General features: G+C 70.8%; 7 protein-coding genes and 1 pseudogene. 4 read left to right on the plus strand and 4 right to left on the minus strand.

Annotation, left to right across the window (positions count from 1 at the left end):
- A partial coding sequence (locus ABT232_RS18825; RefSeq protein ID WP_351841208.1) for a CHAT domain-containing protein occupies nucleotides 1-4,262 on the plus strand: 4,262 nt, incomplete at its 5' end.
- A gap of 181 nt (nucleotides 4,263-4,443) precedes the next feature.
- On the opposite strand, the gene ABT232_RS18830 is transcribed toward ABT232_RS18825, so the two are convergent.
- Both ABT232_RS18830 and ABT232_RS18835 read right to left on the minus strand, forming a co-directional pair.
- Complete coding sequence (locus tag ABT232_RS18830; RefSeq protein ID WP_351841210.1) at nucleotides 4,444-5,400, minus strand: hypothetical protein; 957 nt, start codon at nucleotides 5,398-5,400, stop codon at nucleotides 4,444-4,446.
- 3 nt (nucleotides 5,401-5,403) lie between these two features.
- On the minus strand, nucleotides 5,404-5,778 hold the full coding sequence (locus ABT232_RS18835; protein ID WP_351841211.1) for a hypothetical protein: 375 nt from the start codon (nucleotides 5,776-5,778) through the stop codon (nucleotides 5,404-5,406).
- Between the two features lie 377 nt (nucleotides 5,779-6,155).
- Between ABT232_RS18835 and ABT232_RS38475 the strand changes: the two are divergent.
- Nucleotides 6,156-6,224: pseudogene (locus ABT232_RS38475) on the plus strand (YxiG-like protein); the annotation flags it as partial.
- On the opposite strand, the gene ABT232_RS18840 reads toward ABT232_RS38475, so the two are convergent.
- Nucleotides 6,214-7,506: a hypothetical protein gene (locus tag ABT232_RS18840; RefSeq protein WP_351841448.1), complete on the minus strand. Its 1,293-nt coding sequence runs from the start codon at nucleotides 7,504-7,506 to the stop codon at nucleotides 6,214-6,216. The pseudogene ABT232_RS38475 and the gene ABT232_RS18840 overlap by 11 nt on opposite strands.
- A 209-nt stretch (nucleotides 7,507-7,715) precedes the next feature.
- Between ABT232_RS18840 and ABT232_RS18845 the strand changes: the two genes are divergently transcribed.
- A complete protein-coding gene (locus ABT232_RS18845; RefSeq protein WP_450872127.1) occupies nucleotides 7,716-9,674 on the plus strand; it encodes an APC family permease in 1,959 nt (652 codons plus the stop codon).
- A gap of 119 nt (nucleotides 9,675-9,793) precedes the next feature.
- Here the strand turns inward: ABT232_RS18845 and ABT232_RS18850 are convergent, their stop codons facing one another.
- Nucleotides 9,794-10,996 carry a L,D-transpeptidase gene (locus ABT232_RS18850; protein ID WP_351841214.1) on the minus strand — a complete coding sequence of 401 codons (1,203 nt, stop codon included), beginning with the start codon at nucleotides 10,994-10,996 and terminating at the stop codon, nucleotides 9,794-9,796.
- 281 nt (nucleotides 10,997-11,277) lie between these two features.
- Here ABT232_RS18850 and ABT232_RS18855 point away from each other — a divergent pair, with 281 nt between their 5' ends.
- The gene (locus ABT232_RS18855) at nucleotides 11,278-12,534 is read left to right on the plus strand and encodes a lipid II:glycine glycyltransferase FemX (protein WP_450872126.1); all 1,257 of its coding nucleotides are present in this window, start codon (nucleotides 11,278-11,280) and stop codon (nucleotides 12,532-12,534) included.
- Nucleotides 12,535-12,615: the final 81 nt, after the last annotated feature.

Genomic DNA, 12,615 nt, shown 5'->3' on the forward strand with positions numbered 1-12,615 from the left:
CGGCCGGGGGTGGCCTTACGTGGGCCACCCCCGGCCGGGTTTTTTTTGCGGCTCAGCGGTCCACTCAGGCGAGTTCGACGAGCAGGCCGCCTCGCCGCCGCCCTCCGTCTTCGTTCCGGAAACAGCCATATCGGACCGTTTCCCCGAGCCGGGGAAAACCCGAAAAACCCGACACGGCGTGTGCTATCACCGTCTCAGACAGTGAGCAGCATGGGGGTGTCTTGCGAACGGAACAGCTGGCCGCGCTGCTGGCGCGACTACAGCGAATCGCCGAAGACGGTGACCCGTACGGTGAGCCCGAACGGCAGGTGGCGGACGCGGCCGCAAGGCTCGCGGAGGGCTCGTACGAGGACGATGTGCGGGTGCGCTTCGAGCTCGGGTGCCTCCTCTGGCGTCGGCACGGACTGCTGCCCGAGGGGGAGAGAGCCGCAGCCCTTGACCTCGCTGTCGACGTGCTCGGCCCCTGCTTCGTCAGCGGCATGAGCGGGCTTCCGGCTCCGCTGCTGCCGCGGCTCGCGGACGCTGCCGCACCCCGCGCCTTCGACATGGTCCGGCATGTGCAAGGGTCCGACGATCCGAGACTGTTGTCCGCTGCCGTGGAGCTGTGGCAGCGCATCGTGAACGCCACTCCTGCCGAACACTCGGAGCGGCCGAGGGCGTTGTCCAATCTCGGTGGCCTGCTCGGGATCCGGTTCCAGCGCAACGGCACCTTGGCGGACCTGGACGCCGCGGCCGACCTGTACCAACAGGCCGTGGTCGCGGCCGGCGCCGGTCATCCGGACCGGGCCGGGATGCAGTTCAACCTGGCGAGCGTGCTGCGGGCTCGCTTCGCTCTTGCCGGCGCGGTGACGGACCTGGAGGTGGCCGTTGCCGCAGGGCAGGCGGCAGTGGACGCCACGCCGCCCGGCCGCCCCGAGTGGGCGGGCATGGTGTCCCTTCTCGGGGTCTCGCTGCTGGACCGGTTCGAACAGGCCGGAGCACTCCGGGACCTCGACCGCGCGATCGAGTACCTGCGACGGGCGAGAGCCGTGTCCCCGCCCCTCGGGCCCCAGTGGGTGCCGCTGCTCACCAGTCTCGGGCAGGCCCTGCAGGCCCGTTTCGGGCGGACGGGAGCGTTACCCGATGCCGACGCCGCCGTGAAGGTGCTCCATGACGCGGTAACGGCCATGCCCGGCCACCACCCGGATCGCGTGCGAGCACTCGTCCGGCTGGCCAGTGCCCTGGGAGAGCGGTCCCAGCGGACCGGCTCCACGCAAGACCTGGACGCCGCGATGGACCATTTGCGGCAGGCCGAGCGGCTGTGCCCGGAAGGCCATCCCGAGCGCGGAGCGGTCCTGTCCACCATGGCCAGCGCTTCGGGAGACCGGTTCGAGCGCACGGGAGCGCTGCACGATCTGGACACCGCCATCGCCCTGCACCGCCGGGCCCACGCCTCCCTGCCGGCACAGCACCCGGCGCGCGCCTCGGTGCTGTCCAACCTGGGGGCCGACTTGCAGAGGCGGTTCGAGCGGACGGGGGCGATCGAGGACCTCACCGAAGCCATCGCGGCAGGCCAGGAAGCGGCCTCGGCCACACCTGACAGCGACCCGGATCTCGCCAGGGTTCTGTCCAACCTCGCCGGTGCGCTGTCCCGACGTTTCGAGCGGAGCGGAGCGCTGACGGACCTCGACTCCGCCATCGACCGGCTGCGTCAGGCCGTGGCGAGGACACCAGCCGACCACCCCGACCGTCCCGGGCGGCTGGGCAACCTGGGCGGAGCACTGCGGAGGCGGTACGAGCGGACCGGGCAGTCGGCGGACCTCGATGCCGCCGTCAGCCACTTGCAGGACGTGGTGACCGCCACGCCGCCGGACCATCCCCACCGGCCGATGTGGCTGTCCAACTTGGGCGGCACGTTCGTGGCGCGCTTCGAGCGCACGGGCACCACGGCGGACCTCGAGGCCGCGATCAGGACGACGAGGCAGGCGGCGACCCTCCTGACACCCGGCCACCCCGAGCGCGCGGCGGTGCTGTCCGTCCTGGGCAGCACTCTGCTGCGCAAGCACGAACGGACCGGAGCCGCCGAGGATCTCGACGACGCCATCGGCTGCCTCGAACAAGCGGTGACGGCGACACCCGCGAGCCACCCCGACGCCGCACGCTTCCGGTCCATGTCGGGATCCGCTCACCTCAGGAAGTTCCAGCGTACGGGGCATCTGAAGGATGCCGACTCCGCCATCGGCCGACTGCGTGACGCCATGGCCGCGGCACCGGCGGATCACCCGGACCGCTCCATGTGGTGGTCCAATCTCGGCCTCGCCCTGGGGGCCCGTTCCTCGCGCACCGGAGCTCTCACGGAGCTCGACGCGGCCGTCGAGGCGGGACAGCAGGCGGTGGCTGCCACTCCGGCCGACCACCCGCACCGTGCGTCGGCGCTGAGCAACCTCGGGATCGCCCTCAGGGCGCGGTCCGAACGGACCGGAGCGGAGGCGGATGTCACCGCCGCCGCGCACTGCTGGCTGGAGGCGTCCGAGGTGGCGTCCGCGCCACCGTCCGTCCGGGTCAGGGCCGGCTTCGCCGCAAGCCGGCTGTTCGCCCGCGCCGGTGAGGCCCATCGTGCCGCGGACACGGCGGAGGCCGCCGTGCGGTTGTTGCCCTCGGTGCCGTCGCGGCGGATGGCACGCACCGATCAGCAGTACGCGATCGGCGGCTTCACCGGGCTGGCCGCCACGGCCGCCGCCCTGGCCCTCGCCGCTCCGGCCGGTACTCCGTGCGGTCGGGCGGAGCGGGCTCTGGGGCTGCTGGAGGCGGGCCGTGCCCTGCTGCTCAACCAAGTCCTGGAGACGCGCAGCGACGTGACCGATCTGCGCGACCGTCATCCGGAACTCGCCGCTCGCTTCCTTCGTCTGCGCGAGCTGCTCGACGATCCCATGGACGCCACGACGGACCCGGCAGCCGGATACGCAGCCGTGGACGGCGGGGTGCGTCTGGATCGCCTGAGGGCGGACCGGAACCAATGGGCCGAGGAGTTCGCGGAGCTCCTGGTCGAGATCCGGAGTCTGGACGGTTTCTCCTCGTTCGGCCTTCCTCCGAGCCCTCAGGAGCTGCGCGCCGAGGCGTCGGACGGCCCGGTGGTGGTGTTCAACGTCAGCGATCACCGAAGCGACGCCTTGCTGCTCACCTCCACCTCGATCACGAGCGTGGAGCTCCCTGCCCTCACTCCCGCGGCAGTCCTGCGACAAGCCCGCGCCTTCAGGAGCGCGCAGGAACTCGCCGCGCACGGAGAGACGCAGGCGGAGCGCGAGGAGGCGCAGGCAACGCTTTCGAACGTCCTGCGGTGGCTGTGGGATGCCGCCACCGGGCCGGTGCTGGAAGCTCTGGGCCATCATCGCCGGCCGGACGAGGCGTGCGACGAGGAGTGGCCGCGGGTGTGGTGGGTCCCCAGCGGGCTGCTGACGCTGCTGCCGCTGCACGCCGCTGGTCATCACACCGACTCGGGCGAGAACCCGCGCACGGTGATGGACAGAGTGGTCTCCTCCTACACCCCGACCGTCCGCACCCTGCGCCACGCCCGTGAGTGCGCCCGGAGCCGTGCCTCGACGGCCGTACGCAGTCTCATCGTGGCCATGCCGACCACTCCCGGGTTGCCCGGCCGCGGGCGCCTTCAGTTCGTCGAGGAGGAGGCCGAGATGCTGCGGGCTCGACTGCCCCAGCCTGTGCTGTTGCAGGAGCGTGGTGCAACGGAGGGTGGCGCCAACGCCCTCGCCGAACCTGACGCCCCCACCAAAGCCGCCGTGCTCAAACATCTGGCCGAGGCGTCCTTGGTGCACTTCGCCTGCCACGGCACCAGTGATCCCGCCGACCCCTCCAGCAGCCGGCTGCTGCTCCACGATCACGCGGAGGATCCGCTGACCGTGGCCAGTCTGATCCCGGTCGCACTCAAAAGCGCCGGGCTCGCCTACCTGTCCGCCTGCCGCACGGCCGCCGTGGACACCACCGAGCTGCTCGACGAGGCTATCCACCTCGCCTCCGCGTTCCAGCTCGCCGGGTTTCCCCATGTCATCGGGACGCTCTGGGCGATCGACGACCAGATCGCCGTCACCATGGCCAAGTTGTTCTACTCCCACCTGGACACGGACTCCACGGGCCTGGACCCGGCTCGTTCCGCCCGCGCTCTGCACGATGCGGTGCGCGAGGTGCGCGACGGCTCCGACCTGCCGCCCGGGTTCGACCGGAGGCAGACACCTCAGCTGTGGGCCGCCTATCTGCATGCCGGTGCCTGAGCGAGGCGCCCTACGAAGTGACGCCGCGACGCGACACCACGATGCCCAACGGGCTCACGGGCCTACGGGCCTACGGGCCTACGGGCCTACGGCGCCACGCTGCAACGTGACACCCATCGGAGCGCGTCGCGTCGGCCAGGCGGCACCACCCGCTCGGTCGCCCCACTCGGAGAGCGGGCAATCAGGCGCCGGAGGCGGGAGGGTCGTGGCGTGGCCGGGGAGGCGGGCTCGGGGTGAGATGGCGGGTGATGATGTCGCCGAACTCCTGGGTGAGGGGCGCCGGGTCGAGGCTGAGATGTTCGGCGAGGTCGCGGACGTAGGTGCGGGCCGCGGCCTCCAGCAGGTGGGCGTACAGGTCGGCGGCGGCGCGGGTGCGACGCCAACTGGCCAGGAGCAGCGCGGCGGTGACTGCCGTGGCGGGCCACCACCACACGGCGAGGCACAGGTAGAGCACCGCCCAGGCGGTGAGGGCGGTGGCCCGGGTGAGGGTCTGGCGCGCGGTGGTGACGTCGGTCCGCACCGTTTCGGGCAGGATCGTCCACAGGTGCGGCCACACGGCCGACAGGTCGAGGTGGTGGTCGCGTTCGAGGCGCACGGCCACCGCCTGGATGCGGTCGCCGCTCCAGGTGGGACGCTCGGGACATTCGACCGAGATGCGCGTCATCGCTGCCTGGGCGGCGTAGCGAGGGAGGGGGTCGGCCCGTTCGCGGCGCAGTCGGGCGTCGGCGGCTTCGTCTCTGAGGCGGTGCCAGGTCTCGGCTGCCGCCTTCCAGCGAGCGGCGCGGGAGCGGGTGGCCCTGTGGGCCAGGTGCCGGAGTCCGGGTGGCCAGGTGTACCAGTTGGTGGCGAGATGCAGTTGCTCGGCCAGGGATCCGAGCGCCGTCGCGATCAGTCCGGTGACGGCGGCGGCGGCCAACACCGCTGCCAGCAGCACGACTTGGCCGCCCACGGTGCGGACCGCGGGAGCGGCGGCCCACGCGGTTATCTGCTCGGTCAGGCTGTCGAGGTCGAACGGGTGGGCATGGCCGAGGGCGCGGGCGGCGGCGGCCACGGCCAGGTAGAGGGCTCCGGGTAGGACGAGCAGGGACATCCACCGTTCGGCGAGCTTCTTGCCGAGTTCCGCCAGCATGCCGCCCATGGGCTACAGCCGGTCCCGCCGCAGCACGTCTGCGCTGATCGTGCAGGTGGGGACCGGCATCGCGCCCTGCGGCCACCAGCGGCGGGTGCATCGAAGGGCCGGGCACAGATAGACGGTCTCGCCGGCCCCCGCGTAGGGGTCCACGCCAGCGGCACGGAAGTCACGGTCCGCAGAGCGCTCGTGATCGACGTACGAGTAGAGGCCCTGGGAGTCGCCGAGGGCCTGCAGCACAGAGTGCAGCACGTTCACCGCTCGCGCCACGCTCCCGCCGTCGCCATCACCGCCACGGCTCGCGTTCAGTACGTCGTCGAGGAGCGAGTCGCTTCCGGGCGGGCCGGCCCGCAACCGCCTGCGGATGTCCTCCGCGTGCGCACACACGACAGCCAGCCTTTTCGCCGTTTCCCCAAGATCCGCCATGCGCCCCCGCCCCCTCGGCCGCTCAGCCGCGCCATCGCACTCAGGGCTGCCCGATGCGGCTGAACCGGGGCGAGTCTACCCAGGCGTGCTGCCGTTCCGCGACGGATCGTGCTATCAGCATGACAAGGAGTGAGCGAGGCGGGGACCAGGGGGGTGCGGTGCGCGAGCGACTACTGGCCGCAATGCGGGCACGACTACGACAGGTCGCCGAGAGCCGCGATGTGTCACCCGTGCTGAAACGCCGCGCAGTTCGGGAGGCCCGGCAGTTGGCCGAAGTGCAGGCGCTTGCTCCCCTCCCCCAAGACCACCCCATCGCGCCGCTGTGCTGCTGCACTTCCACCTTGCTCTTCTCGGACCTTCAGGTGAGCGAGGTCCCGGTCGGATACGCACCCTTCGTCACGGAGTAGTGATCAGTTTCTCCGGGAGCCCGCCGTTCTTCTCACAGCCCAGTTCCTTGGCCATGGCCAGCGAGAAGGAATGGGCCACGGTGGCGTAGGCGTTCTTCAACGCCTCGGTGTCCCCCTCGGGCTCCGTCGGTGTGCCCCAGCGTTCCACGCCGATGCCTACGTGAGCCGCTTCATTCATGGAGTTGGGAAGCTTGTCGCTCCGGCACGCGAACCGGACCGACGCCCTGTTCGCCGCCGCCAGGGTGCGCTCCCCCATGTTCAGCACGGTGAATTCCGGGTCCGGTGCCCGTCGGAGAGTCGCCGTACAGCCCCCAGGTGACTCGGACGCGAAATCCGCCTCACCGCCGGCCGTGTAGATGCGACAGACGTCGTCGCGTCCTCCGGTGGCGGCCGGAAACACAGCGACCAGGTTATTCGCGGCCTGCGCGACGGTGGACTTCTCCGCTGTCGTACCGAACCGCGATGTCCCCGTGATCACCTTCAGTGCCTTGGACGCCTGGGCGGACACGGCGTCACCACCGCACACCTGCGTTCCCGCCAAGGCCTTGTCGGCCGGCTCCTCGTTTCCGTCCCCGTCACAACCAGTGGCCGCGAGACCCAACAAGCCGGTCACGGCCGTGGCAAGGAGTCCAACGCGTACCGACCTACGACTGATCACTATCCGCATCCTTACGTGTCCTCGGCCGCCGACCTCAGCCCGTCTCCAGGCTGTTGCCCTGCCGTTTCGCCCGGTTGTTGCCCACCCCGTAGCCCAGCAGCATCGATTCGCGAAGGTCCTGCGCGAACGTGCTGCTCTCGGGGGCCGGCGTCCGGGTGCTGCCCCAGGGTGCTGAGGGAGCCACACCGGGATCCGGGTACCCGGCCGGTAGCCGAGGGTCGCTGCCTCCAGGGCGTGGCCGAGGGCATCGGGCATGTAGTCGGGTGCAGCCTCACCTTCCTTCGGCTCCATCGAGTTGACGTCGGGGAAGGACTCCCAGGTGTCGATGACCTCGCCGTCCTCCGCACACAGCCGGGTCCACGAGGCGGCGACGTCGCTCGATCTGGAGTGCCCGGCGTCGGCAAGTGCAGTGGGCAGGCGGGGCGAGATCGCGAAGACGACGCACCCGTCGTCGCTCTGGCCAGCGACGATGCGAGGCTGAAGGCATTCCCACTCGACCACGGCTTCTTCGGGATCGAAGTTGCCGATGGAGAGCGACTCGAATGCCCGTCCCGGCCCCGGCTGAAGGGCCAGGCCCGCTGACGTGTCGTCCGGCGCCACGAAGAACTTCACGATGATGCTCACCCGGGCATCATGCCCGTCTGCCTACAGCCGTGATCGGCTGGACAAGTCCTAGGTAGCCGCGCCGGCGCAGCGGGACCTCACTACTCGGGCGAAGTGCGGGCAGGCGCATACTCGGTGATCGTCGCGCTGCCGCGAGGCGGTGACCGCCGTGACTGTTGTGGTGTCCGAGCGAAAAGGGCGTACGGGATATGAGTGACGCGGGTCGGCCGATGGTGCCGGAAGTGGTGGACAGTCCGGCTCTGCGGGCGCAGCCGACGGGGAAGGCGGCTCGGTGGCTGCTGCGTCATCGGGTCCAGCCGACGGGTCCCGCGGCCGGAGAGAGTCGGGCCGAGCAGCACCCCTGGTGGAAGGTGATGTGCCTGACCGGGGTCGACTACTTCTCCAGCCTCGCCTACGTTCCGGCGATCGCCGCCCTGGCGGCCGGGAGCGTGTCGCCTCTGGCGACGCTGCTGATCGTGGGGCTGACGCTGCTGGGGATGCTGCCGATGTACCGGAGGGTGACCAAGGAGAGCCCGAACGGTGCGGGCTCGGTCGCCATGCTGGAAGACCTGCTGCCGTTCTGGTGGGGCAAGCTGTTCGTGCTGGTCCTGCTCGGCTTCGTGGCCACGTCCTGGATCATCACCATCACGCTCTCCACGGCGGACGCCTCGGTGCACGTGGTGGAGAACCCCTTCTTCCCCACCGCGTTGCACGGCCACGAGGTCGCCCTGACCGTGGTGCTGCTGCTGGTGCTCGGCGGTGTCTTCCTGCTCGGGTTCAGCGAGGCGGTCAGTGTCGCGATCCCGCTGGTCGCCGTCTTCCTGGCACTCAACGCGGTCGTCATCGCCGTCGGCCTGGTGCACGTGTTCACGACCGACGGCGCGCTGTCGGCCTGGACCGACGCCCTCGCGGACGGCGGCGGCTTCGGTGACCTGGTCGGTCCGGCGCTCCTCGCCTTCCCGCTGCTGGTGCTGGGCCTGTCGGGCTTCGAGACCGGCGTGAGCATGATGCCGCTGGTGGCGGCCGACGGCGCCGACGCCGAGCAGCGGCTGCGTGCCAGGATCCGCAACACCCGCCGTCTGCTGACCACCGCCGCCCTGATCATGAGCGTCTACCTGCTGTCCGCCAGCTTCGTGACCACGGTCCTCATCCCGGCCGACGAGTTCGAGCCCGGTGGCGCGGCCAACGGCCGGGCTCTGGCCTGGCTGGCCCACGAGCACGTCGGCGAGGCCTTCGGCACGGTCTACGACGTCAGCACCATCCTCATCCTCTGGTTCGCCGGTGCCTCGGCCATGGCCGGGTTGATCAACATCGTTCCGCGGTACCTGCCCGACTACGGCATGGCTCCCGAATGGGGACGCGCGGTGCGTCCTGTCGTCCTCGTCTACACCGCGCTGTGTGTGGTGATCACCATCGCCTTCGACGCCGATGTCGACGCCCAGGCCGGCGCCTACGCCACGGGGATCCTGGCGATGATGGTGTCCGGGGCCTTCGCCGTCACCGTCTCCGTCGCCCGCGGCCGCCGACGGGTGGCCACTGTCGGCTTCGCACTGCTCACCGTGGTGCTGCTCTACGCACTGATCGCCAACATCGTCGACAAGCCCGACGGCATCGCCATCTCCGGCCTCTTCATCCTGGGCATCATCATCGTGTCGCTGATCTCCCGCGTGTCACGCACCACCGAACTGCGCGCCGACCGCGTCGTCTTCGACGAGACCACCCGCCGCTTCATCCACGACACCCTGGCCCACGACGACGCCATCAACATCATCGCCAACCGCCGCCAGGCCGGCGACTTCGCCGAGTACAGCAGCAAGGAACGCGAACAGCGCGGCACCAATCCGGTACCGGGCCCTGCCGACATCCTCTTCCTGGAGATCGACGTGGTGGACCCTTCCGACTTCAGCGAGACCCTCACCGTCCACGGTGTCGAAGTGGACGGCTACCGCATCCTGCGCGCCGAGGCTCCGGCCGCCCCCAACGCGATCGCCGCCATCCTCCTGGCCCTGCGCGACGCCACGGGCGTACGGCCGCACTGCTACTTCGCGTGGGCCGAGGGCAGTCCGCTGATGCACATGTTCCGCTACTTCCTCCTCGGGCGCGGCGACACCGCCCCCGTGACCCGCGAGATCATACGCAGCAACGAACCCGACCCCGACCGGCGTCCCGGCATCCACGTCGGCGGCTGAGAACCCGTCTCCTCCTCCCCCCAATTACGAGCAGACCAGCGGGGCAACGAAGGCCGCCGGGCGCGATGACGGAATCCGGCGGGCTTCGGACCCCACTCCCCCGCCGGTACCAGCCGTCCTCACAGCAGCGCGCTCTTCCGCTGCCAGGCGGCCCATGACAGGTTCCAGGCGCCGAAGCCGTTCCCCGGGTCCACCACGCCCTTGGTCTCCTTGCCGGTGATCTCGAACGGGTCGCCCGGGCGCACCTGCCCGTAGAACCAGGCCGCGTTCGCGTCGCTCATGCCTATGCAGCCCGAACTGCGGTTGGAGTTGCCGAAGTAGCGGGCGTTCCACGGGGCGGCGTGCGCGTACATGCCGGACCAGGTCAGCCGCATCGAGTAGTCGACCATCTTGTCGTAGGCGTCGCCGAGACCGACCGTCTCGGAGTTCATGTTGATGGTGCCCTCCTTGGCCATGAGTACGGCCGTTCCGCGCCAGGAGCGCTTGTCGCCGCCGGGCGTGCCTCCGGAGACCGGGATGTCGCGGACGGTCCTGCCGTCGCGCACGAGTTTGAGCCGGTGGGTGTCGAGGTCGACCTGGACGATCTGTTCGGCGCCGATGGTGAAGGTCGTCGTGTAGTCGCGTACGAACCAGCCGCCGTCGGCTCCCGAGTGGGTGCCGTTCAGTTCGGCGTCGAGTGTCACCTTCGTGCCGGGCTTCCAGTAGGCCTTCGGACGCCAGTCGACCCGGTCCCGGCCCGACCAGTCGCGGATCCAGCCCCAGGAGCCCTCGGTGTCGTTCGAGGTGGTGACCTTGAGCTGCCGCTCGACCTCGGCCCGGTTCTCGACCGGGTTGTCGAAGACCAGGGAGATCGGCTGGGCCACGCCGACGGTGGTGGCGGGGCCCGGCCGCCAGTCGACCTTGTTGACCTTGTCCGCCTCGGCCGTGGTGAAGGAGGCCTCGGTGGTCGCGGCGGTGCCGCTCGCGCTGCGGGTCGCGGCGGTGACCTCGTACGCCGTGCCGGGCGCGGCCTTGCGGTACGAGGTCCACCTCGCGCCGTCGGCCGTGACCTTGCCGGGCAGCCGGCGGCCGTCGGCGTCGGTGACGGTCACCGAGGTGAGCCGGCCGTGGGAGGCGGTGACGGTGACCGGCCGGCCCGGTGCGGCCTGCCGTCCCTCGGGTGTGACGGTGACCGTCACGGGTCGGTCGTCGGTCCGCTGGGTCCGCGGCGCGTCCGAAGCAGTCGGTGACGCACTCGACGAGCAGGCGGCGAGCGGCGCCAGCAAGGCCGCGGCGACGGCGGCCCGGATCGGGGCATGGGTGAACACACGTGTGCGGTGCATGGGGACCTCCGTGACGGGCGGTTTCAGCGGTCGACTTCCGCGGTCGGCTTCCGCAGGCCGACGTCCGCAGTCGACGTCCGCAGTCGACGTCCGCGGTGATGGGCGGACGATCGTGACTGTAGAGCCGGAAAACGCCAGGTCAGCCACTGCGGAGCAATGTGACGGCGGTTGGTGAGGAACGGTCATGGTCCGGTCACATTCACCGCGCGGAGCGGTCATGGGCCGCTGTGAGCATCGTCGGCGTCCCCGTGACAAGCCGGGGAGAAAGCGAGGCTCAGACCGTGTCCGCACTGCTCGTACCGCCTGGCCGCGTCCCCCGAGCGGGACAGGCACCCGTGTTCCTCGGTCCCGTCACGCCCGAGGCCTACCGTGCCTTCCTGGCGTCACCCGCCGGCCAGGCGCTCGGCCCCGGCTTCCTCCAGTGCCCTTCCTGGGCACAGGTCAAGGAGGGCTGGCGGGCCCAATTGCTCGGCTGGGGAACGGATCCTGGATCGGGCGGGCTGAGCGGTACGGGTCAGGGATCGGGTGCGCCGAGCGGTACGGATCCGAGGTCGGGTGCGCTGAGCGGTGTCGCCCTGGTCCTGCTGCGTCAGTTCCCGGGCACCCGCAAGTACTTCGCCTACCTCCCCGAGGGGCCCGTGGCCGACTGGGCGGATCCCGACATCGACGTCTGGCTGACGCCGCTGCTCGACCATCTGCGCGGCGCGGGCGCGTTCGCCGTCCGCATGGGACCCTCGCCCGCCTACCGGCGCTGGGACGCCTCCGCGCTGAAGCCGCTCGCGGGGCCGGGTCGCCGGCTGGGCGATGTGCTCGCCAGCGAGGTCGACCCGCTCGGCACCGCCGTCGCCGAGCGGCTGCGCGCCCGAGGCTGGCGCCGCTGCGGCGGGGACGGGACCGGGAACGACGGGGACGCCCAGCCCCGTCACGTCTTCCGGATACCGCTCACCGGACGCACCACCGAGGACCTGTGGTCCGGGCTCAACCAGGAGTGGCGGCGCAACGTCCGGCGCGCGCAGAAGGAAGGCGTGGAGGTGGTGGTGGGCAGCGCCGCCGAACTCCCGCAGTTCTACCGGCTGCTGGGCCTCACCGAGGAACGCGACGGCTTCCGGCTCGGCCGCCCCCTCGCCTACTACGAGCGTCAGTACGCGGCGCTCAACGCCGAGGAGCCGGGCCGGATGAAGCTGTATCTCGCCCGTCACCGCGGTGAGATCCTCGCCGCCCACACGATGATCACAGTGGGCCGCCGGGTCTGGTACCAGACGGGGGCCTCGGCCGACCACCGTCGCGAGGTACGGCCCTCCAACGCCCTGCAATGGCGGATGCTGCTGGACGCCCACGTCCTCGGCGCTGACGTCTACGACATGCGCGGGGTACCCTCCACTCTCGACCCCGACGAACGTGCGTACGGATTGCTGCGCTGGAAGCTCGGCACCGGCGGACAGGTCGTCGAGACGTTGGGGGAATGGGAGAGACCGTTGGGCGGCACCGCCAACCAGACGCTGTACCGCGCCTTCCAGGCGTACCTGAACCGCCGGTGAGCGCCACGACTCCGACCGGTACGGACGGCGCGGCCTCCCGGCCGGACGGCGAAGGGTCCCAGCCGGACAGCGCCGCCTCCC

The organism is Streptomyces sp. NPDC001532 (assembly GCF_040298625.1).
Classification (GTDB): domain Bacteria; phylum Actinomycetota; class Actinomycetes; order Streptomycetales; family Streptomycetaceae; genus Streptomyces.

Excerpts from the sequence above, each read along its gene's own strand:
- ABT232_RS18850 (WP_351841214.1), bottom strand. The coding sequence starts at position 10,996 with ATGCACCGCACACGTGTGTTCACCCATGCCCCGATCCGGGCCGCCGTC.
- ABT232_RS18830 (WP_351841210.1), bottom strand. The coding sequence starts at position 5,400 with ATGGGCGGCATGCTGGCGGAACTCGGCAAGAAGCTCGCCGAACGGTGG.
- ABT232_RS18845 (WP_450872127.1), top strand. The coding sequence starts at position 7,716 with ATGGTGCCGGAAGTGGTGGACAGTCCGGCTCTGCGGGCGCAGCCGACG.